The organism is Bordetella avium (genome assembly GCF_034424645.1).
Lineage (GTDB): Bacteria > Pseudomonadota > Gammaproteobacteria > Burkholderiales > Burkholderiaceae_B > Bordetella > Bordetella avium.
The window spans coordinates 370,116-392,271 of record NZ_CP139969.1 but is presented as its reverse complement, the minus strand read 5'-3'; the positions used below and the strand labels follow the sequence as shown (position 1 = coordinate 392,271).

Genomic DNA, 22,156 nt, shown 5'->3' with positions numbered 1-22,156 from the left:
CAAGCTAGCAAAATCGTTTACGGGTAAGCCATAGTGTACTGTAGCCAGCGTCCGACGCCGTGGCTTGCAGCGTACAATCGAGCGGCACTTTTCCCGCCGCCGCCCCCATGCCCTCTGAATCCGCCTCAGCCGCTGCCTCGCCCCCCTTGACCGACCCCAAGGCCGCCAGAGCGGCAAAGATGATTCCCTTCATCGTGGGCTGCGCCCTGTTCATGCAAATGCTGGACTCGACCGTCGTGGCGACGGCCTTGCCGGCAATGGCCGCCGCCCTGGACTCCACGCCAGTACGCCTGAATGTGGCGATCACCTCTTATCTGCTGGCTGTCGCCGTGTTCGTACCGATCAGCGGCTGGGCGGCCGACCGTTTCGGCGCGCGGCGCGTATTCATTAACGCCATTGCCCTGTTCGCCCTAAGCTCGATCGCCTGCGCGCTCTCCCAAAATCTGACGCAATTGGTGCTTGCCCGCGTGGTGCAGGGACTGGCCGGGGCGATGATGGTGCCGGTCGGACGGGTCATCCTGCTGCGCACGGTGCCCAAGAAAGACCTGCTCAAGGCCATGTCCTTTCTGTCCATTCCCGCGCTGCTCGGCCCGGTGATCGGACCTCCGCTAGGCGGCTTCATGGTCACCTATATGTCCTGGCACTGGATCTTTCTGATCAATGTGCCCATCGGCATCATCGGTATCTATCTGGTCATGCACTTCATCCAGGAAATCCGGATGGAGAACGCGCCTCGCCTGGACGTCATCGGCTTTGTCCTGAGCGGCATCTGCCTGGCTTCGCTGGTCAGCGGCTTCGAGGCGCTGGGCCACGGCCTGCTCGAGCCGGGGCTGTTAGCGGCCCTGCTGCTGGGCGGCCTGGCCTGTGGCCTGCTCTATATTTGGCACGCCAAACGCGTCGAGCACCCCATCATCGAGCTGGCGCTGTTGCGCATCCCGACTTTCGCCATCTCGACCCTGGGCGGCAATCTATGCCGCTTCGCAGTGGGCGCCATGCCGTTTTTGCTGGCGATGCTGCTTCAGGTCGGCTTCGGCTTATCCCCGCTGTCGGCGGGCCTGATCACCTTCGCCAGCGCGGCCGGGGCTCTGCTGATGAAGTTTGTCGCAACCCCCATCGTGCAACGCTTCGGGTTTCGCCGGGTGCTGATGGTCAATGCCGTGCTCACCGGAATATTCGTCATGTGCTGCGCGTTTTTCACCCGGGACACCCCCGTCTGGATGATGATTTTCATCCTGTTGCTGGGCGGCTTTTTCCGCTCGCTCCAGTTCACAGGGGTGAACACGCTCGCCTATGCCGACATCCCTGCCGAAAAAATGAGCAGCGCCAGCAGCTTTGCGGCGATGGCCCAGCAGGTGGGCATCAGCCTGGGCGTCGGCGTCGCCGCCATCAGCCTGAATCTGAGCATGATGGCGCGCGGAGCCACTACCCTGGCCGTCTCTGACGTCATCACTGCCTTTATCACGGTGGGGGTGCTGTGCGCGCTGTCCGGCCTCTCTTTCCGTGGCCTGGCGCCAAACGCCGGCGCCCAACTCAACCGCAATAAAGTGAATAGCGATGACGAATAAATACGTCCTCGCCCTGGATCAGGGCACGACCAGCTCGCGGGCCATCGTGTTTGATCGCAAGGGCGCAGTGCGCGGCGTGGGCCAGCGCGAGTTCAGCCAACACTATCCCCGGCCGGGTTGGGTCGAGCACGACGCCACCGAAATCTGGACCACCCAGCTCGAAGTCTCCCGCGAGGCCCTGCGCAACGCGGGCGCCAGCGCCGCCGATATCGCCGCCATCGGCATTACCAATCAGCGAGAGACGACACTGCTCTGGGAGCGCGCCACCGGCCGCCCACTGGCGCGCGCCATCGTCTGGCAGGATCGGCGTACCGCGCCGATGTGCGAACAACTGCACCGCGACGGCCATGCTCCCTGGCTGCAATCACGCACCGGCCTGGTCGTGGACGCCTATTTTTCCGGCACCAAACTGGCCTGGCTGCTCGACCATGTGCCGGGCGCTCGCGAAGCCGCCGAGCGCGGCGAACTGGCTTTCGGCACCATGGACACCTGGCTGGTCTGGCAATTGACCGGCGGCGCGGTGCACAGCACCGACCCGAGCAATGCCTCTCGCACCATGCTGTTCGACCTGCACACCCAGGACTGGAACGAAGACATCCTGGCGCTCTTGAATATTCCACGTTCGGTACTGCCACAAATCGCACCCAGCAGCGCCGTCATCGGCCATGCACAGGCCGAATGGCTAGGTGGCGCCATCCCTATCGCGGGCGTGGCCGGCGACCAACAGGCCGCCACCTTCGGACAGGCCTGCTTCAGGCCCGGCATGGCCAAGAACACCTATGGCACCGGCTGTTTCATGCTGATGAACGTGGGCGATGCGCCAGTCGCCTCGCGCAACAACCTGCTGTCCACCGTGGGCTGGAGCCTGCCGTCTGGCCCGGCCTTTATGCTTGAGGGCGGCGTGTTCGTGGCCGGAGCGGCCGTGCAATGGCTGCGCGACGGACTGGGCATCATCCAGCACGCCGAAGACATCGAAGCCCTGGCCGCCAGCGTGGCCGACAGCGATGATGTTTTCATGGTGCCCGCCTTTGCTGGCCTGGGCGCGCCGCACTGGGACCCCTATGCCCGAGGCACCCTGGTAGGCATGACGCGCGGCACCACGCGCGCGCACATTGCGCGGGCGACACTGGAGTCCATCGCACTGCAAAGCGCCGAACTGCTCGATTGCATGAATGCCGACAGCGGTATCGCGCTATCCGAACTGCGTGTGGACGGCGGCGCATCGCGCAACGATCTGCTGATGCAAATGCAGGCGGATGTATTGGGCGTGCCCGTCGTGCGACCGCGCGTAGCCGAATCCACCGCTCGTGGTGCGGCCGGCCTGGCCGGTCTGGCGGTCGGTTTCTGGAGCCACCAGCAGGAGTTCGCCAGCCAGTGGGAGGCCGAGCGCAGCTTTGAACCGCGCTGGACCGACGACGTGCGCCAAGCGCGTATGCAGCGCTGGAAACAGGCGGTCGAACTCTCCAAGCACTGGTCCCAGCCCGCCTGACAAGCCCTCAAAAAAAGGGTTTGGCGACCGCCAGCGTCACCGCCATCGCGGTGATCAAAAACACCGCAGCCCCGGACAGGCCCAGCCATCCGGGTGCGCGGTAATCCGCGTCAGCGATCCGGCGCGACAGCACATGGGTCTGCCATAGATGCAGCAGGGTCAATAGCGCGACGAGACCCATTTTCATATCCAGCCACATCTGGCCGATCCAGCCCACCATCCCGCCCATCATCAGACCGAACAGCCAGGTCAGAGCCATCGCAGGCAGAATCAGGCCGCGGTTCCAGCGCGCCAGCCGACGCAGCGTGGCCGGCGCCGCGCCTGCGAAACCCGTGCTCGATGACAACAGCAAAAGACCCAGAATCCAGACCGTGATCGCCAGAATATGCAGCGTCTTGATGAGGGAATACAGCACGGTCCGAACCCCTGTCGTCAGTTCAGGCTGGCGCCCGAAATTTTGACGATCTCCTGGTACTTGCCCTTCTCGCTCTTGACGAAGGCGGCAAACTCGTCGGCCGACATCGGCGCCTGCTCGGAACCCATGGTCAGCAAGCGCTCACGTACTTCGGGCAGGCGCAACGCTTCGGTATAGGCCTGGCTGAGCTTGGCCACCACCGGAGCAGGCGTGCCGGCCGTGGTGAACACGCCAAACCAAGTACCCAAGTCAAAACCCTTGACGCCCGACTCTTCCACAGTGGGCACATCGGGCAGCAAGGAAGAGCGCTGGGCCGTCGTCACGGCCAGAGCCTTGACCTTGCCATCCTTGATGAGAGGCGCCGCAGAGGCCAAATTGTCAAACATAAAGTCGGACTGCCCCGACAGCAAGGCCAGTTGGGCCGGCGCGGCGCCCTGATAGGGAATGTGCTCGGCGGCAATACCCGCTCGCGCCTTGAGCAGTTCACCCGACAAATGGCCGGCGCTGCCATTTCCCCCCGAACCATAGTTCAGACGGCCGGGATTTTTCTTGGCGTAGGCGATCAGGTCGGCGACAGTGTTGATATGGTTTTTTTGCGCGAAATCGGCATTCATGACCAGCACATTGGGCACCGAGGCCACTATGGTGATGGGCGCGAAGTCCTTGACCGGGTCATAAGCCAAATTGGAAAACAGGAAAGGATTGATGGCGTGGGTGGCGACCGCGCCCATCACCAGCGTGTAACCATCCGGCGTCGCCTTGGCCGCCAGATCGGCGCCGATATTGCCGCCTGCGCCAGCCTTGTTTTCGACAATGACAGGCTGGCCCAGCGACCCGCGGACTTTTTCGGCCAACATACGGGCCATCGTGTCCAGCGGGCCGCCCGGCGGATAGGGCACGATGAAGCGCAGCGGCTTGTTGGGATAGTCCTCCTGGGCTGCAGCGGCAGGAGCCAGCATCGAGGCGCCTGCCGCGAGAGCCAGCATACTACCGACCAGCGCTCGGCGCGTGGCGGACACAAAGGAACGAGTCATGAAGCGTCTCCGGACAAAAAAGGAATAGTTCTTGGCCGGTAGCATAACGCAGCCTCAAAACAGGCCGGCCAATGAAAAAGGCCCTCGCAAGGGCCTTGATTCAAATCCTGCCGGCCCCTTCCGAGGCCGCTTTTCAGTGCAGAATCTGGCTGAGGAACAGCTTGGTGCGGTCGTTCTGGGGATTGTCGAAAAACGCATCGGGCGTGTTTTGCTCGATGATTTCGCCCCGGTCCATGAAAATGACGCGATTAGCCACCTTGCGCGCAAAACCCATTTCATGAGTCACGCACAACATGGTCATGCCACTTTCCTGAGCAAGACTGACCATCACATCCAGCACCTCCTTGACCATCTCGGGGTCGAGCGCCGACGTCGGCTCATCGAACAACATGATCTTGGGGCTCATGCACAGCGAACGCGCAATGGCCACACGCTGTTGCTGGCCGCCCGAGAGCTGGCCCGGAAACTTGTGCGCCTGATCCGGAATGCGCACGCGCTCCAGGTATTTCATGGCCGTGGCCTCAGCCTCGGCGCGTGATTTTTTCAGCACCCAGATCGGACCCAGCGTCAGGTTCTCCAGCACCGTCAGGTGGGGAAACAGATTGAAATGCTGAAACACCATGCCGACATCCTTGCGGATGGCCTCGATGTGCTTGAGATCGTTGGTTAACTCAGTGCCATCGACGACAATCTTGCCCTGCTGATGCTCCTCAAGCCGGTTGATGCAACGGATCATGGTGGACTTCCCCGACCCCGAAGGGCCACAGATCACGATGCGCTCGCCTGCCGTCACGTCCAGATTGATATTGCGCAGGACGTGGAACTGGCCGTACCACTTGTTGACGTCCTGCAAACGGATGATGGCATCGGACATGCCTAGACTCCCGAAAAAGTGACCGGCCGCCGGGGCGGCCGGCGTATTGCTATCGTTGATGCCCGGTCGCCAGACGGCGCTCCAGGTGCTGGCTGTATTTGGACATCGAGAAGCAGAAGACGAAGTAGATCAGCGAGATGAAGAGATAGGCTTCAATGCCGAAACCGCGCCATGCCGCATCCGACAGGGCCGCCTTGGCGGCCAGGGTGAGATCGAAAATACCGATGATCACGACCAGCGAGGTGTCCTTGAACAAGGCGATGAAGATGCTGACCAGCGGCGGAATGACGACCTTCAAGGCCTGCGGCAGGATGATCTTGCGCATCTTCTGCCAATAGGACAGGCCAAGCGAGTCCGCGCCTTCGTATTGCCCCTTGGAAATGGCCTGCAAGCCGCCCCGCACGGTTTCCGCGATATAAGCTGCCGCGAACAGGATGATGGCGATTTGCGCGCGCAACAGCTTGTCGATCGAAAACCCCTCCGGCAAAAACAGCGGCAACATCACTGACGACATAAACAGCAGGCTGATGAGCGGCACACCGCGAATCAGCTCGATGTAGACCACGCACAAGGCCTTGATGGCCGGCATGTTCGAGCGCCGGCCCAGGGCCAGCAGCACGCCGATCGGAAAGGCGAAAGCAATGCCGAAAGTCGAGAGGATGAGGGTCAGCGGAAAACCGCCCCAGCGGCTGTTTTCGACAAAGGTGAGGCCGAATACCCCCCCCCACATCAGGATCGCCACCAGGCTTAGGCCCACCACCCAGATCAGGGCCAGGATGGGGCGCCAGAAACGGCGCATGCCGCTCAAAACGATGACAGCAATCAGGATGAAGGTCGCGATCAGTGGCCGCCATTGTTCGTCATAGGGGTAGGTGCCGAACAGAATGAGGCGGTGTTTCTCGACGATGAAGGCCCAGCAGGCGCCGCCCGAAGCACGACACTCCTGAGCCGTCGTGGCCGAGAAATTGGCGCGGATGAACGCCCACTCGATCAAGGCCGGCACTGCCATCAAGATCAGCCATGCCAGGATGACTGTCGTCAGGATGGACAGCGGCGAGGAAAACAAACGCGATTTGAGCCAGGGCCACACACCCGTGTGACCCATAGGCGGAGGCAGGTCCGCGCGCGGGGTTTGCGTAGAACTGCTCATATCAACGCTCCACCAGCGCAATGCGCTTGTTGTACCAGTTCATGAAGATAGAGATCGACAAGCTGACGGTCAGGTAGGCCGCCATGATGATCAGGATGCCCTCGATGGCCTGGCCGGTCTGGTTCAGCGTGGTGTTGACGACCGACACGATATCGGGATAACCGATGGCGACGGCCAGCGAGCTGTTCTTGGTCAGGTTGAGATATTGGCTGGTCATCGGCGGAATGATGACGCGCAAAGCCTGAGGCAAGACCACCAAACGCAACACCAGCGAGCGACGCAGACCCAGAGCCCCGGCGGCCTCCCATTGGCCGTTGTTGACAGCCTGAATACCCGAACGCACGACTTCAGCGATAAAGGCCGAGGTATAGATCACCAGACCCGCCAGCAAGGCGGCGAATTCCGGCGTCAGTGTGAGACCGCCCTGGAAGTTGAAGCCTTTGAGTTCCGGCATAGTCAGCGTGAGCTGCATGCCGCTCAACAGCCAGCCCAGCACAGGCAAAACGATGAGCAGACCGATGGCCGTGCGGACCAGCGGGAACACCTGGCCCGTGGCGTGCTGACGCTTCTTGGCCCAATGACCGAGGTAGAGCGTTGCAATAATGGCAATCGCGAGCCCGAGCAGAATCCAGTCGAGCGAATTGCCCACGGCCTCGGGAATCTTGATGCCGCGATTCGAAATGAACACCCCCGGCAAGGGATTGTGCGCCTGACGCGGCCCGGGCATGTTCTCGGTGATGAGCGCATACCAGAAGAAGAGTTGCAGCAGCAGCGGCACATTGCGCATCACTTCGACGTAGAGCGAAGTCAAACGCGCGACCAGCCAGTTCTTGGACAGCCGGCCGATACCGATCAACGTGCCGAGAATGGTCGCCAGAATGATGCCTAGCACCGCAACACGCAAGGTGTTGAGCAGGCCAACCATGATGGCCCGGCCATAGGTATCGGCGGGGGTATAGGCGATGGGGGTCTCCCCGATCGCAAAACCGGCTTCTCTGTCGAGAAAGCCAAAGCCGGTGGAAATATTTCGCACCGTAAGATTGTGCAAAGTGTTGGACACCAGGAACCATGCGGCCAGCGCCACGAGGGCCAACGCGACTACCTGGTACACCACGGCGCGCACACTGGGATCATTCCAGCTGAGACGGCGTCTCGGCGCGTTTTTCTGGGTTGTCGCCATAAGATGCTTCTGTAAATAACGGATTGAAGGCGGCATCGCCACCCATGCGACCCGCTCCGCACGGGTCGGGCCGGGCGGATCGCGCCCGGCCAACTACCCCTTGCTTAGCGGATCGGCCAGCCGTACATCAAACCGCCGTGCTTGTAGGAAGCGTTCATACCACGCTCCAGTTTCATCGGGCTGTTCTTACCCAGATTGGCCTCGAAACTCTCGCCGTAATTACCCACTTGCTTGACGATGTTATACGCCCATTTGTCGTCCACGCCGAGGTTTTTCCCCATGCCCGGCGTCACACCCAGAATACGCTGGATATTGGGGTTGCCGCTCTTGGTCATTTCTTCGACATTCTTGGACGTGATGCCGTATTCCTCGGCTTCGATCATGGCGGTAAGCGTCCAACGGATCATGTTGAACCACTGCTCATCGCCCTGACGCACCATGGGACCCAGAGGCTCTTTGGAGAAATCCTCCGGCAGGATGACGTAGTTGTCGGGCTTCTCGAGCGTGGTGCGGGTGGAGGCTAGCTGCGACTTGTCGGTCGTGAAGGCATCACAGCGGCCCGCCGAGAAGGCGCGCACGATTTCGTCATACTTGTCGATCACGACAGGCTTGAACTCGATGTTGTTGCTGCGGAACCAGTCAGCGAGATTGAGCTCGGTGGTGGTGCCAGGCTGCACGCAGACCGTGGCGCCGCCCAGTTCCTTGGCGCTTTTGACGCCGAGGTCTTTGGACACCATAACGCCCTGGCTGTCGTAGTAGTTGACGGCCACGTCAGCCAGGCCCAGCGTCGTGTCGCGCGAGAGCGTGAGGGTGGTGTTGCGCGTCAGCACGTCCACTTCGCCCGACTGCAACGCGGTGAAGCGCTGCTGGGTGTTCAGAGGCGTAACCTTGAACTTGGAGGCGTCGCCAAACATGGCCGCAGCCACGGCGCGGCAAAGATCGACGTCGAGGCCTTTCCATTCACCCTTGCTGTCAGCGATGGAGAAACCGGGAATGCCAGTGGATACACCGCATTGCACAAAGCCTTTTTTCTTGACGTTATCGAAGGTGGTTCCCGCTTGCGCGGCCGTGGATGCGGCGAACAGAGCGGCGCTCAAGGCTGCCAGTTTCAGTGTTTTCATGTTTAGCTCCGTGTAAGGACAACATCGAAACATCGGCCTGATGAGCCGACGCGCTTGGCGGATGGTAAAGGTTGCCTAAATGTGGGGACATGAGGGATATCCCTTTCCGTATTTCCCCACATTTTGGGGACAGACATATCTCTCCCTGGCGCAACATAAGACTTGTCCCAACCCGGGTCGGCCAGACAATCCCGCCTTAGCGTCTGACACTGGGCAGAGTTAATATTGCGGCTTCATTTTCCGGTTCGCCATGATCGAATTCCAGCACGTCTTCAAATCCTATGGGCGCGGCCGCAATATTCTGGCCGACATCAACTTCCGTGTTGAGGCGGGGGAATTCGTCTTTGTCTCAGGCCCTTCGGGTGCGGGCAAATCCACGCTGCTCAAACTGATCGCAGGCCTGGAGCCGCCCTCCCGAGGCTCCATCCTGGTGCATGGCCAGCGGCTGGACAAGTTGTCGGCGCGCGCCAGACCCTATCTGCGCCGTGCCGTGAGCGTCATTTTGCAAGACACCCGCCTGCTCTATGACCGCAGCGCGCTGGCCAATGTGATGCTGCCCCTGTCCGTGCTCGGCCAGGCGTCGGATACGGCTGCCGCCCGTGCGCGCGCCGCGCTCGACAAAGTCGGCCTGGCCGGCAAAGAAGACCTCAATCCGATCGAATTGTCCGGCGGCGAACAACAGCGCCTGGCCATCGCCCGCGCCATCGTCAACCGGCCCGCCATCCTGATCGCAGATGAACCTACCGCCAACCTGGACGACGACAACGCCCAGCGCATCATGAGTGTTTTCCGTGACTTCAACCGCGTGGGTGTCACGACCCTGATCGCCTCGCACGACCAGCCATTGATGGTGCGCTACACCCGCCGCACACTGAGCATCGATCACGGCAAGTTTCACGATACGCAGGAGGATGCGGCATGAAATCCTGGCTGCGGCAACATCATTACGCGCTGTCCATCACGCTCAAGCGGCTGGCGGCGCAACCCTTTTCTTCGCTGACCAACCTGCTGGTCATGGCGCTGGTGCTGGCCCTGCCGCTGTTGGGCAGCGCAGTGCTGGTCTCGGTGCAGCCCCTGGCGCGCCAGATCTCGGTCACGCCGGAGCTGACGCTCTATATGCAACCGGCGGCACCTGCCGGCGCGGCCGCCGCCATTTCCGACCGCATCGGCCGCGAATTCGGCGATCAGATCGCCTCCGTGCGGCTGGTGCCGCGCGAGCAGGCCCTGAAGGCGCTGCGCCAGAATCCCGCCTGGGAGGAGGCGCTGGCCGTGCTGCCCGACAATCCTCTGCCGGATGCCGTGGTCGTGACACTGGCCGGTGACGATGATCTCGCTGATCGAGCCGCCAGCCTGGCCGATGGCTGGCGCAAGTGGCAGTACGTCGATCAGGTTCAGCTGGACAGCGCATGGGTACAGCGCCTGGAAGCTATCTTGCAGTTCGGCCGCCTGGGCTTGGCTTTTCTGGCGATCTGCGTAGCGGTTGTGGTGTTGGCGACCGTGTTCAACACGGTGCGCATGCAGGCGATGACACAACGCGAAGAAATCGCCGTGGCCCGGCTGGTCGGCGCGACCGAGTCTTTTGTGCGCCGTCCCTTTCTCTACCAGGGAGCCCTGTCCGGCGCCCTGGCCGCGCTGCTGGCGATCGCTGGGGCCGCCGCGGCCCTTATCCCCTTGAACTATGCCCTGCTGGGGCTGGCGCGCAGCTATGGCGCCGAATTCGCCCTACGCCTGCCCGAATTCCCGGCCCTAGCTTTTGCGGTCATCACCGCCGGCGTGCTGGGTGCGCTATCCGCCCGTTGGTCAGTGACCCGCAGTACGCGCTTTTAAGTGCGCTGTTCCCAGGAAAGAAACCGCCCGTTTTTGGCTACAGTGGCCTAATGGGCGGTTTTTCCGCCGCCATCCCTACGGGCCCCCTACAAGCCCGAGCGCCCGCACTGTTGCAGTGCTTTGACGGAATCGACTCAAACACACCTCAACCTGTTGCCGCCCCGATTTCGTCCTTGTTCTGAAAAATATTGAGAAGGATAATAACAAGTTGAAATTATTTATCCGGCTTTCGCAGCCTGATCTTCGCTGAGACTGCCCCTATGTCCGTCCGCCTGGATGCGCGCGCCTCGCGCCACTATTACGACAGCACCTTTGAGCGCCACGCCGTCAAAATTCTGCCCAACGAGTATTTCGTCACCAAGGGCGAGGATCTGATGTTGTCGACCGTGCTCGGCTCTTGCGTAGCTGCCTGTCTGCGCGACCCGCTCACGGGTATCGGCGGCATGAACCATTTCATGCTGCCCGATGGCGACGCGCAGTCACCCGCCTCCGCGACGATGCGCTATGGCGCCTTCGCCATGGAAGTGTTGATCAACGAACTGCTCAAGGCAGGGGCAGCGCGCGACCGCCTTGAAGCGAAGGTGTTTGGCGGTGGAGCCGTGCTCAGCGCCATGCAGCAAATGAATATCGGCGAGCGCAATGGCCAGTTCGTGCTGAGCTATCTAAAAACCGAAAACATTCCCGTGCGAGCGCAGGATCTGGGCGATACCCATGCCCGTAGGATTCATTACTTCCCCTACGACGGCCGCGTACTGGTGCGCAAAATGGCCCCCCATCACGCCAAGGCAGAGGAAGTCATCGCCCACAGGGAGAAACTGGCCGCACAGAAAGCGCAGGACAACTCCCGCTCCACGCCTCGGGTCGAGCGCTTCGACGCGCCCAAGATGAAGGTCGACATGTTCAAGCGCCCCCTGCGCCCTACCGCCAACGTAGAGTCCTGAAACGCGGGGGGCTCTGCCCCCCGCACCTGGATCAGGCAGCGCGTGCGCCGTCTATGCTCACTACCGAAGCGCTGAACTCCTGCAATAAGCGCTCGCGCTTTTGCGCAGCACGGGCCATGGCCGCCTCTTTAACGTGGCCATAGCCACGGATTTCCTGAGGAATACTGGCCAGCTCCACGGCCTTTTCAAGATTGCTGCGGCTGAGCTTGCCGATGATGGCGCTGATATGTTGTTCATACTCACGGATCAACTCGCGCTCGGCGCGCCGCTCATCGGTACGGCCGAATATATCGAAAGCCGTACCGCGCAGAAAGCGCAGCCGGGCCAACAAGGAAAAAACGCGCAACATACCTGGCCCATAAGCGCGCTTTTGCAGATGACCTTCGGCGTCGCGTTTAGCGCTCAGAGGGGGAGCCAGATAAAACTTGAGCTTCCAGTCGCCTTCGAACTGCGCCCCCACTTTCTTGATGAACTCGCCGTCGCTGTATAAACGCGCCACCTCATACTCATCTTTATAGGCCATGAGTTTGAAGTAGTTGCGCGCCACCGCCTCGGCCAGACGCGTCGTGCCCGTGGCGGCACGCTCGGCCTGCGCCACCTTGGTGACCAGGTCGGTGTAACGCTGCGCGTAAGCGGCATTCTGATAAGCCGTCAGAACATCGCGGCGCATCTCGACAATGTGTTCGAGATCGGTGGCCGGACGTTTGAAATCCACCACAGCAGGTTCGCCGCGGCGCAGTTCGACAAGTTCCATCTCGCCCTGGGCGATCAGGCTTTGCACCGCCGCCAGATTGTGGGCGGCGCGACGCCCCCAGGCAAAGGCAGCCTGGTTATTGGGCACTTGCTGGCCGTTCAGCTCGATGGCGCGCAAGAGGCTCTCCTCGCTCAAGGGCAACCAGCCCTTCTGATAGGCATAACCCATCATGAGCGGATTGGCATAGATCGCATCGCCCAGCAAACCCACGGCCAGCGCGGCCGCGTCAATGCGGTCCACCGAAGCGCAGGCGCGACCGAGATCTGCCTGCAGATCCGAACCCGGCAGCGTCCAGTCCGGGTTGTGCACAAAGGCGGCGGTAGGCGCAACATCGGTATTAATCAGGGCGTGGCTACGGTCAGGCCGCATGCGCGCCACGGCTTCCTGGCTGCTGCCAACGACCAGATCGCCCGCCAGCACCAGATCGGCCTCGCCCATTGCAACCCGCGTGTTCATGAGTTCACCGGGGGTGAGCGCCAGCACCACATGGGAGTAAACCGCCCCCCCCTTCTGGGCCAGGCCCGCCATGTCTAGCACGGAGCAGCCCTTGCCCTCCAGGTGGGCCGCCATGCCGATCAACTGTCCGATGGTCACCACACCCGTGCCGCCTACGCCGGCAATGAAGATGCCGTAGTGGCCCTTGATGGCCGCGGTCTGCGGCGCAGGCAGGCCGGCCGCGATATCTCCGTCCTGGGCCAGCGCTTGCGGCCGGCGCAGCTTGCCGCCCTCGACCGTCACAAAGCTGGGGCAGAAACCCTTGAGGCAGGAAAAATCTTTGTTGCAGCTGGATTGGTTGATGCTGCGCTTGCGGCCAAACTCGGTTTCCAGCGGTTCGACAGACAGGCAATGGGATTTCTCGGAGCAGTCGCCACAGCCCTCACACACCCGCTCATTGATCAGCACACGGCGCGCCGGGTCAGGGTAGGCATTGCGCTTGCGGCGGCGGCGTTTCTCGGTGGCGCAGGTCTGGTCATAGATCAGTACGGACACGCCCGGATGCTCGCGCAGCTCGCGCATGACGCTGTCGAGGTCGTCGCGGTGCCTGACCGGCACGCCGGGCGCCAGACCGCTGATGCCCTGGTATTTTTCGGGCTCGTCGGTCACAACAACGATTTTCTCGATGCCCTCCGCCACCATCTGCTGCGTAATCATGGGCACGCTGATGGGCCCGTCAACCGGCTGGCCGCCGGTCATGGCAACGGCATCATTGAACAGAATTTTGTAGGTGATAGGCACCCGGGCGGCGACCGCCGCACGGATCGCCAGCAGGCCGGAATGGAAGTAAGTTCCGTCGCCCAAATTGGCGAACACATGTTTTTCCTCGGTAAAGGGCGCCTGCCCGATCCAGGGCACGCCTTCGCCCCCCATCTGCGTAAAGACCTGGGTGTTGCGGCCCATCCAGGTAACCATGTAATGGCAGCCGATACCGGCCAGCCCCCGTGAGCCGTCCGGTAAGCGGGTCGAGGTATTGTGTGGGCAGCCGGAGCAGAACCAGGGTTTGCGGTCCACCACCAGACGGGGCTTGGCGAGCGCCTTCTCACGTTCGGCAATGAAAGCGAGCCGGGCCTCGATGCCGGCGCGCACCGCTTCAGGCAATTCGAGACGCAGCAGGCGCGCGCCCACGGCCTTGGCAACCATGGCCGGCGAGAATTCATAGTGCGCCGGCAGCAGCCAGTTGCCCTGCGGCACCGACCACTCTCCACCGTCCTTATCATCGAATTTGCCCACGACACGCGGGATCTTCTTGCCTGTGCCGATCCAGGAAAACAGTTCTTCCTTGAGCTGATACTCGATGACTTGGCGCTTTTCTTCGATCACCAGGATTTCGTCTAGGCCTTCGGCGAATTGCTGCATGCCGGTGGCCTCAAGCGGCCACACCATGCCCACCTTGAACAAGCGCAGGCCGATATGCTGGCAGACCGCTTCGGACAAGCCCAGATCGGCCAGCGCCTGGCGCGTGTCGAGATAGGCCTTGCCCGAGGTAATGATGCCAAAACGCGCCCGGTCGTTGGGCACGCTCCAGAGTTCGCGATTGAGCTTGTTGGCGCGGGCATAGGCCAGCGCTGCATAGAGCTTGTAATCGAGCAGGCGGGCCTCCTGCTGCAGGGGCGTATCAGGCAGGCGGATATTCAGGCCGTCCGGTGGCAGGGTGAAATCCTCGGGCAGCAGAATGCGCACACGCTCGCTATCGACCTCGACCGATGCCGAGACCTCAACGATGTCGGTGATGGTTTTCAAGCCGACCCAAACGCCCGCGTAACGGCTCATGGCCCAGCCGTGCAGACCGAAATCCAGGACTTCCTGCACACTGGACGGAAACAGCACCGGGATCATGCAGGCTTTGAGGATGTGATCACTCTGGTGCGGCAGCGTGGAGGACTTTGCCGGATGGTCATCACCCGCCACGACCAGCACGCCGCCATGGCGCGAGGTACCGGCCGCATTGGCGTGTTTGAAGACGTCGCCGCAGCGGTCCACGCCGGGTCCCTTGCCGTACCACATGCCGAATACGCCGTCGTATTTGGCCCCGGGAAAGAGATTGACCTGCTGCGAGCCCCATACCGCCGTGGCGGCCAGGTCTTCGTTGACCCCAGGCTGAAACTCGATGTGGTGCTGCTTGAGATATTTGGCGGCCTTCCACATGTTCTGGTCCACGCCGCCCAAGGGGGAACCGCGATAGCCGGAAATAAAGCCGGCCGTATTCAACCCGGCACGGGCGTCACGCTCGCGCTGCATCATGGGCAGGCGCACCAGAGCATGGATGCCGCTCATCCAGGCGCGGCCGGTTTCAAGGGTGAATTTGTCGTCCAGGTGAACGGACTGAAGCGCCGCGCGCTGCGCGGGCGTGAGAGGGGCATTCATGTCTACTCCGTTGGTGTGGAATATCCGACAAACGTGCCCGGAACAGCCCTTTTGGGGCACATGGACCGTTACGCCGGACGCTTACGCCTTTTTGTTTTCTTTCTTTTTACTCGCCGCTAACCGTCCCCGCAATAGGGCGATGCGATAATTCCGCCATGCAATTCGCCGCCCTCATCGCCGACTGGCAAGCCCGCCACGGCCGTCACCGACTGCCCTGGCAGAACACCCGCGACCCTTACCGGATCTGGCTCTCAGAAATTATGCTGCAGCAGACCCAGGTCGCCACCGTTATCCCCTATTACGAGCGTTTCCTGGCGCGCTTCCCGGATGTGCAGACGCTGGCGGCCGCCAGCCAGGAAGAGGTCATGCCTTACTGGGCAGGCCTGGGCTATTACGCCCGCGCGCGCAATCTGCATCGCTGCGCGCAGGACATCGTGGCGCATTGGGGCGGGGCCTTTCCCCCGGACGCAGCGCGCATCGCAAGCCTGCCCGGTATCGGACGCTCGACTGCGGCGGCCATCGCGGCCTTCGCCTATGGCGAGCGCTCTCCCATCATGGACGGCAACGTCAAGCGCGTGTTCGCCCGCCATTTCGGTATCAAGGGCGATCCATCCCGACGCGCAACAGAGCAAGCGCTCTGGACCCTAGCAGAATCCCTGGTGGCAGCCGTGCCGGATCTGGACATGACGGCCTACACCCAGGGCCTGATGGATCTGGGAGCCACCTTATGCACGCGCGGCAAACCCGATTGCACAAACTGCCCCGTGGCGGCCACCTGTATCGCGCGCCGCGACGGGCGCCAGCAGGAGCTGCCCACGCCCAAGGCACGCCGCGCCGTGCCGGAGCGCCAGATCAGCATGCTGGTACTGGAGCACAAAGGCGCCATCCTCTTACAACAGCGGCCATCGCCCGGCATCTGGGGCGGTTTGTGGAGCCTGCCGGAATTCGATGCGGCAGGCGATGCCGACAACGCCACCCGGACGCTGGGCCTGGAGCCCGCCGCGCACTATGCACTGGCTGCCTTCGCGCACACGTTTACCCACTACCGTTTGCATGTCCGTCCCTGGTATGTGCCGGTGCATGCCGCTGGGCTGTGTTCAGCCAGCCTGCCGCAACGCTGGGTGCCTGCCGATGCGCTGAACACGATCGCGCTGCCCGCGCCGATCAAGAAATTGCTGTTGGGCCTGACGCAGGAGGGTTTCCCTCCAATGCTGTCGTTCTAGCTGCGTCATCGGGCCCGCGCAACAGCATCACCAGCTTGAGTTCCGGATGGGTGGCCAGGCGGAAAGTGACTTGTTGATAACGCAGCAAGCCATGTCTCGGATGACCAAAATCGCGTAGCCCGCCTTCGCGCTCGACCACCGCATGGCGTGTCCACCAATGCGCAAAGACGGGACTGGAGCGCATGAGCTCGTCGATCAGGCCGCGCACGTCGGCCTCGTCCAGATGCGCGCCGGCATCGGCGCGGAACTCGGCTACGACGCGGCGCGCGCGCTGTTCCCAGTCCACCACCAGTTCAGGCGCGGCCGGGTCCAGAAAGATATAGCGCAGCAGATTGGGCTGCGGATCTCGCTGCGGCCAATGGTCAAACAAATCACGCATGGCGGCATTACTCGCCAGCACATACCAGGCCCGGTCCAACACATAGGCAGGCGCAGCCACCTCATCAACGCAGGACTGTAGCAGCCCACCGGCCGTACCCGCCGGCTCATCTCTGGGATGCTGCGGGTCGGCGCATTCGGCCAGTTCGAACAGATAAGCGCGTTCGGCGCGGGCCAGTTGCAAGACGTTGGCGATACGCGACCAGACCGCAGGCGATACGGAAACCTCGCGTCCCTGTTCGATCCAGGTGTACCAGGTAACACTGATGTCGGAGAGCTGAGCGACCTCCTCGCGGCGCAAGCCCGGTGTGCGGCGGCGCGAACCCGAGGGCAGTCCCGCCATTTGCGCCGTGATGCGCGAACGGGCGCTGCGCACGAACTCGCCCAGCGTCTGGCGGCGTAAGGTAGAACCGGAGGTAGCAGTATTCATACCAGGATAAGCTATGGTCTTGTACGGGTATTTATGTTTGCTTATCTTAGCCGCTATCCCAACCCCCAGCAGGAAACAGCATGACTGCTCCCAGCCACGACGCCGCCGTCCAGCGGCAATTCAGCCCCCAGGCTTCAGCTTATCTGACCAGCGCCGTCCACGCCCAGGGCGAAGACCTGAAGGAAATGGCCTCATGGGCGAGGGCGGACGCCCGCGTTCTCGATCTGGGCTGCGGCGGGGGGCACGTCAGTTTTCATGTCGCGCCGCGGGCCGCAGAAGTGGTGGCTTACGACTTATCGCAATCGATGTTGGACGTGGTGGCGGCCGAGGCCGCCCGGCGCGGGCTGAACAATCTGCGCACCTGTCAGGGCAAGGCCGAGCGGCTGCCCTTTGCCGATGGGGAGTTCGATCTGGTGATGAGCCGCTTCTCGACCCATCACTGGGAAGACCCCGGCCAGGGCTTGCGCGAGGCATGCCGCGTCCTCAAACCGGGCGGCATCGCCGTGTTCGCGGACGTGGTGTCGCCCGGCCAGGCGCTGCTGGATACCTGGATACAAACCATCGAAGTGCTGCGCGACACTTCGCACGTGCGCGACTACTCGCAGGCGGAATGGCTCACGATGCTGGCCGAGGCCGGCTTCACCTTGCGCAGCCTGACGATGCGCCGCCTGCCCCTGGAGTTCTCTTCATGGGTGGCCCGCATGCGCACGCCGCAAGCCCTGGTGCGCGCCCTGCGCGACATGACCGCCATTGCCCCGCAGCCGGTCAAACAGCACTTTGAAATCCAGGAGGATGGCTCGTTCACCAGTGACACCGCCGTCATCGTGGTGAACAAGCCGGCCTGAGCCGGGCTCAACCGCCCAGATTCGGCGCCAGCGTGCGCCGCAGATCGTCTTCGCTGCGGCCGCTGCGGGCCGCATAGTCGGCCAGCTGGTCCTCACCGATCAGACCGACATTGAAGTACTGCGAATCAGGGTGGCTGAAGTAAAAACCCGACACGCTGGAAGCCGGGAACATGGCATAGCTCTCCGTCAGCTCCATGCCGATGTCCTCGGCTTCAAGGACACGGAACATATCGGTTTTCACGACATGCTCCGGGCAGGCCGGATAACCCGGCGCCGGTCGGATGCCCACGTATTTTTCGGCAATCATCGCTTCGTTGTCGAGTGTTTCGTCAGCCGCATAACCCCACAGATCGCGCCGCACTCGCGCATGCAGGCACTCGGCGAAGGCCTCGGCAAGTCGGTCTGCCAGCGACTTGAGCATGATGCTGGAGTAATCGTCCAGCGCCGCATCAAATTCGGCCTCTTTCTTCTCGATGCCCAAGCCGGCGGTCACGGCGAACAGGCCGATGTAATCCAGCTTGCCGCTGTCTTTGGGCGCAATGTAATCGGCCAGACACTTGTTGCTGACGCCTTCGCGCTTGACGCCCTGCTGGCGCAGGTTGCGATACGTAAAGAGCACCTCCCGACGGGTTTCGTCGCGATAGACCTCGATATCCTCATCATTGATGCGGTTGGCCGGGTAAAAACCCACTACGCCGTTGGCGGTCAGCCAGCGGCCTTCGATGATGCGCTTGAGCATGGCCTGGCCGTCGGCATAGACCTTGCGCGCCTGCTCGCCCACCACCTTGTCGTCCAGAATGGCCGGGAAAGGCCCGAACAGGCTCCAGGTCATGAAGAAGGGGCCCCAATCGATATAGCGCGCGATCTCGGCCAGGTCATAGCTTTTGAAGGTGCGCCGGCCGATGAACTTCGGGCGCGGCGGTGTATACGCCGCCCAATCGATCTGCGGCCGCGCAGCCCGCGCCTCGGCCAGCGGCATCAGGGGCGTGGCCTTACGGTTGGCATGGCGGCGGCGCACGTCTTCGTACTCTTGCGCCAGCTCATCGAGATAGGCCTGAGCCTGATCAGACATCAAGCTAGTCGCCACGCCGACCGAGCGGCTGGCGTCCGGCACATAAATCACCGGCCCTTCGTAATTGGGCGCGATCTTCACGGCGGTATGCACGCGGCTGGTGGTGGCCCCGCCAATCATCAAGGGCGTCTTGCGGTCGCGGAAATAGGGGTCGCGCTGCATCTCGGAAGCCACATAGGCCATTTCTTCGAGGCTGGGCGTAATCAGGCCAGACAGGCCGATGATGTCAGCGTTTTCTTCCTTGGCCTTGTCGAGAATCTGCGCGCACGGGACCATCACGCCCATGTTCACGACTTCGAAATTATTACATTGCAAGACCACAGAAACGATGTTTTTGCCGATGTCGTGCACATCGCCCTTGACGGTGGCGATCACGATCTTGCCCTTGGCCCGCACATCGCCGCCTGCCGCCGCGATCTGCCGCTTCTCTTCTTCGATAAAGGGAACCAGGTGCGCCACCGCCTGCTTCATCACGCGGGCGGACTTCACCACCTGAGGCAGGAACATTTTGCCGGCGCCAAACAGATCGCCCACCACGTTCATGCCATCCATGAGCGGGCCTTCGATCACCTCGATAGGACGTCCGCCCCGCTCGGCAATCTTTTGCCGCACCTCTTCGGTGTCCTCGACGATAAAAGTCGTGATGCCGTGCACCAGAGCATGGGCCAGGCGCTCTTCGACCGTCTTGGCGCGCCAGAGCAGATCCTCTTCTTTCTTGGCGCCGGAGCCCCGAATCGTATCGGCGAACTGCACCAGCCGTTCGGTGGGTGTGCGCTCGTCATCGGCTGCTTTCTTGCCCAGCGGTTCGGCGCGGTCGAGCACCACATCTTCGACCAGATCGCGCAGCACCGGGTCCAGATCGGCATACACGCCGAGCTGGCCGGCGTTGACGATACCCATCGTCAGGCCTTCGCGAATGGCGTAATACAGGAAGACCGTATGGATGGCCTCCCGCATCGGCTCATTACCGCGGAAGGAAAAACTGACGTTCGAAATACCCCCCGACATGCGGGCATGCGGCAGATTCTCGCGTATCCAGCGCACCCCTTCGATGAAGTCCACGGCATAGTGGTTGTGCTCATCGATGCCGGTGGCGACAGCAAACACATTGGGATCAAAAATGATGTCTTCGGGAGGGAAGCCCTCCTCATCGACCAGAATGCGATAGGCCCGTGCGCAGATTTCCTTGCGGCGCTCTAGGGTGTCGGCCTGGCCAAGCTCGTCAAACGCCATCACGACAACCGCTGCGCCGTAGCGACGGCACAGACGGGCATGCTCGCGAAAAGCCGCTTCGCCTTCCTTCATCGAGATGGAATTCACGACGGCCTTGCCCTGCACACACTTCAGACCCGTTTCGATCACCTCCCATTTGGAGCTGTCGATCATGATGGGAACGCGGGCGATATCGGGTTCGGAAGCAATAAGGTTGAGGAAGCGGTGCATGCAGGCCACCGAATCCAGCATGGCCTCATCCATATTGATATCGATGATCTGCGCGCCGTTCTCGACCTGCTGGCGCGCCACGGCCAAGGCCTCGTCGTACTGCTCTTCGCGGATCAGGCGGGCGAACATCTTGGAGCCCGTGACGTTGGTGCGCTCGCCGACGTTGACGAACAGCGTGTCTTCGTCGATGTTGAGCGGCTCCAGGCCCGACAGCCGCGTTTTAACCGGCACCTCGGGCACCTGGCGCGGCGTCAGCCTTTCGATCTTGTCTGCAATGGCGCGGATGTGGTCGGGCGTGGTGCCGCAGCAGCCGCCCGCCATATTCACCAAGCCCGATGCCGCGAACTCTTCGAGCAGCGCCGAAGTGTCAGCCGGCGTTTCATCAAAGCCGGTTTCAGCCATGGGGTTGGGCAGCCCGGCATTGGGATACACACAGACGTAGGTATCGCAAATCTTGGACAGCTCGGCCACATAGGGACGCATCAGCGCGGCGCCCAGCGCACAGTTCAGCCCGATCGTCACAGGCCGGGCGTGGCGCACCGAGTTCCAGAACGCCTCTACGGTTTGCCCCGACAGGATGCGGCCCGAAGCATCGGTCACGGTGCCGGAAATCATCACCGGTAAGCGCACGCCGCGCTGTTCGAACACCTGCTCGATCGCGAAGATCGCCGCCTTGGCATTGAGCGTGTCGAAAATGGTTTCGATCAGCACAATGTCGATGCCGCCATCAAGCAGACCGTTCAACTGCTCGACATAGGCGGCGCGCAAGGCTTCGAAGGTGACGTTGCGCGCCCCCGGATCATTGACGTCTGGAGAAATCGAGGCGGTCTTGGGCTGAGGCCCCAGCGCGCCAGCGACAAAACGCGGCCGCTCGGGCGTACTGTAGGCATCACAGGCCTCGCGCGCCAGCCGGGCCGAGGCCAGGTTGAGTTCGTAGGCCAGCTCGGGCAAGTCATAGTCGCCCTGGGCGATCGAAGTGGCGCCGAAAGTGTTGGTTTCGATGACGTCGGCGCCCGCTTCCAGATATTGGCGGTGAATCTCGGCAATCACATCCGGGCGCACGAGCGACAACAACTCGTTATCGCCCTTGAGGTCTTTGTGATGCTCGGCGAACCGCGCCCCACGGAAATCCGCTTCGCTCAGCTTGTAACGCTGAATCATGGTGCCCATGGCGCCGTCGAGAATCAGGATGCGCTCGGCCAGAAGGCGAACGAACTCAGCGCCGCGCGTATAAGCAGACAGCGGATAAGGCATGCGGGGATAAGACACAGCGAAGGCCCTGGAGGTGACAAAAAGGCAAAAAATGCGCCCTAAACAAGCTGGGATGGTAACAAAATAACGCTAGTTAGCCGGTAGCGGTGATAGAGTCTCGACCCCGAACCGGTACTTTTATCGCTCCGTGCATAAAAGTGAAATGGGAAACAGGAAGGCTGGCGATTCGCGCCGGCCCAGCCTGTGCTGCCCCCGCAACGGTCCCCACGGCGCTATCCGTGGCAGCCCGATACCAGCCGGTTCGATATGAGCCGGGCTCCGCCTCCCTCGCCAGGGATGTC

Annotated in this window: 16 protein-coding genes and 1 riboswitch; of the genes, 7 read left to right on the top strand and 9 right to left on the bottom strand. The window is 62.1% G+C overall.

Features of this window, described 5'->3' with window-relative positions:
• Nucleotides 1-179 precede the first annotated feature (179 nt).
• Both U0029_RS01825 and glpK read left to right on the top strand, forming a co-directional pair.
• Complete coding sequence (locus tag U0029_RS01825; RefSeq protein WP_012418689.1) at nucleotides 180-1,565, top strand: DHA2 family efflux MFS transporter permease subunit; 1,386 nt, start codon at nucleotides 180-182, stop codon at nucleotides 1,563-1,565.
• Nucleotides 1,555-3,054 (top strand): glycerol kinase GlpK, encoded by a 1,500-nt coding sequence (gene glpK / locus U0029_RS01820; protein ID WP_012418690.1) that lies wholly within the window; start codon nucleotides 1,555-1,557, stop codon nucleotides 3,052-3,054. The genes U0029_RS01825 and glpK overlap by 11 nt, the downstream gene beginning before the upstream one ends.
• A gap of 7 nt (nucleotides 3,055-3,061) precedes the next feature.
• Here the strand turns inward: glpK and U0029_RS01815 are convergent, their stop codons facing one another.
• The 6 genes from U0029_RS01815 to U0029_RS01790 all read right to left on the bottom strand — a co-directional run bounded on the left by U0029_RS01815 (nucleotide 3,062) and on the right by U0029_RS01790 (nucleotide 8,828).
• The gene (locus tag U0029_RS01815) at nucleotides 3,062-3,469 is read right to left on the bottom strand and encodes a CopD family protein (RefSeq protein WP_049794179.1); all 408 of its coding nucleotides are present in this window, start codon (nucleotides 3,467-3,469) and stop codon (nucleotides 3,062-3,064) included.
• A 17-nt stretch (nucleotides 3,470-3,486) separates the two neighbouring features.
• On the bottom strand, nucleotides 3,487-4,503 hold the full coding sequence (locus tag U0029_RS01810; RefSeq protein WP_012418692.1) for a Bug family tripartite tricarboxylate transporter substrate binding protein: 1,017 nt from the start codon (nucleotides 4,501-4,503) through the stop codon (nucleotides 3,487-3,489).
• Between the two features lie 133 nt (nucleotides 4,504-4,636).
• Nucleotides 4,637-5,377: an amino acid ABC transporter ATP-binding protein gene (locus tag U0029_RS01805; RefSeq protein ID WP_012418693.1), complete on the bottom strand. Its 741-nt coding sequence runs from the start codon at nucleotides 5,375-5,377 to the stop codon at nucleotides 4,637-4,639.
• Between the two features lie 49 nt (nucleotides 5,378-5,426).
• Complete coding sequence (locus tag U0029_RS01800; RefSeq protein ID WP_114852179.1) at nucleotides 5,427-6,527, bottom strand: amino acid ABC transporter permease; 1,101 nt, start codon at nucleotides 6,525-6,527, stop codon at nucleotides 5,427-5,429.
• A 1-nt stretch (nucleotide 6,528) separates the two neighbouring features.
• On the bottom strand, nucleotides 6,529-7,707 hold the full coding sequence (locus U0029_RS01795) for an amino acid ABC transporter permease (RefSeq protein ID WP_114852178.1): 1,179 nt from the start codon (nucleotides 7,705-7,707) through the stop codon (nucleotides 6,529-6,531).
• Nucleotides 7,708-7,811: 104 nt separating this feature from the next.
• Nucleotides 7,812-8,828 carry an amino acid ABC transporter substrate-binding protein gene (locus U0029_RS01790; RefSeq protein ID WP_012418696.1) on the bottom strand — a complete coding sequence of 339 codons (1,017 nt, stop codon included), beginning with the start codon at nucleotides 8,826-8,828 and terminating at the stop codon, nucleotides 7,812-7,814.
• A 250-nt stretch (nucleotides 8,829-9,078) separates the two neighbouring features.
• Between U0029_RS01790 and U0029_RS01785 the strand changes: the two genes are divergently transcribed.
• The 3 genes from U0029_RS01785 to cheD all read left to right on the top strand — a co-directional run bounded on the left by U0029_RS01785 (nucleotide 9,079) and on the right by cheD (nucleotide 11,596).
• Nucleotides 9,079-9,750 (top strand): cell division ATP-binding protein FtsE, encoded by a 672-nt coding sequence (locus U0029_RS01785; protein WP_012418697.1) that lies wholly within the window; start codon nucleotides 9,079-9,081, stop codon nucleotides 9,748-9,750.
• Complete coding sequence (locus U0029_RS01780) at nucleotides 9,747-10,655, top strand: cell division protein FtsX (protein WP_114852177.1); 909 nt, start codon at nucleotides 9,747-9,749, stop codon at nucleotides 10,653-10,655. The genes U0029_RS01785 and U0029_RS01780 overlap by 4 nt, the downstream gene beginning before the upstream one ends.
• A 260-nt stretch (nucleotides 10,656-10,915) precedes the next feature.
• Nucleotides 10,916-11,596, top strand: a complete 681-nt coding sequence (gene cheD / locus U0029_RS01775; RefSeq protein WP_114852176.1) for a chemoreceptor glutamine deamidase CheD — start codon at nucleotides 10,916-10,918, stop codon at nucleotides 11,594-11,596.
• Between the two features lie 31 nt (nucleotides 11,597-11,627).
• On the opposite strand, the gene U0029_RS01770 is transcribed toward cheD, so the two are convergent.
• A complete protein-coding gene (locus tag U0029_RS01770; protein WP_114852175.1) occupies nucleotides 11,628-15,212 on the bottom strand; it encodes an indolepyruvate ferredoxin oxidoreductase family protein in 3,585 nt (1,194 codons plus the stop codon).
• A 155-nt stretch (nucleotides 15,213-15,367) separates the two neighbouring features.
• On the opposite strand from U0029_RS01770, the gene mutY reads away from it, so the two are divergent.
• A complete protein-coding gene (gene mutY, locus U0029_RS01765) occupies nucleotides 15,368-16,435 on the top strand; it encodes an A/G-specific adenine glycosylase (protein WP_114852174.1) in 1,068 nt (355 codons plus the stop codon).
• Here mutY and U0029_RS01760 read toward each other — a convergent pair.
• A complete protein-coding gene (locus U0029_RS01760) occupies nucleotides 16,377-17,243 on the bottom strand; it encodes a helix-turn-helix transcriptional regulator (RefSeq protein ID WP_114852173.1) in 867 nt (288 codons plus the stop codon). The two genes, mutY and U0029_RS01760, sit on opposite strands and share 59 nt — an antisense overlap.
• 80 nt (nucleotides 17,244-17,323) lie before the next feature.
• On the opposite strand from U0029_RS01760, the gene U0029_RS01755 reads away from it, so the two are divergent.
• Complete coding sequence (locus U0029_RS01755; RefSeq protein ID WP_012418703.1) at nucleotides 17,324-18,088, top strand: class I SAM-dependent methyltransferase; 765 nt, start codon at nucleotides 17,324-17,326, stop codon at nucleotides 18,086-18,088.
• Between the two features lie 7 nt (nucleotides 18,089-18,095).
• Here U0029_RS01755 and metH read toward each other — a convergent pair whose 3' ends face one another.
• Nucleotides 18,096-21,872, bottom strand: coding sequence for a methionine synthase (gene metH / locus U0029_RS01750; RefSeq protein ID WP_114852172.1), 3,777 nt, complete (start codon nucleotides 21,870-21,872; stop codon nucleotides 18,096-18,098).
• Between the two features lie 95 nt (nucleotides 21,873-21,967).
• Nucleotides 21,968-22,130: riboswitch (cobalamin riboswitch) on the top strand.
• The last annotated feature ends 26 nt before the right edge of the window (nucleotides 22,131-22,156 follow it).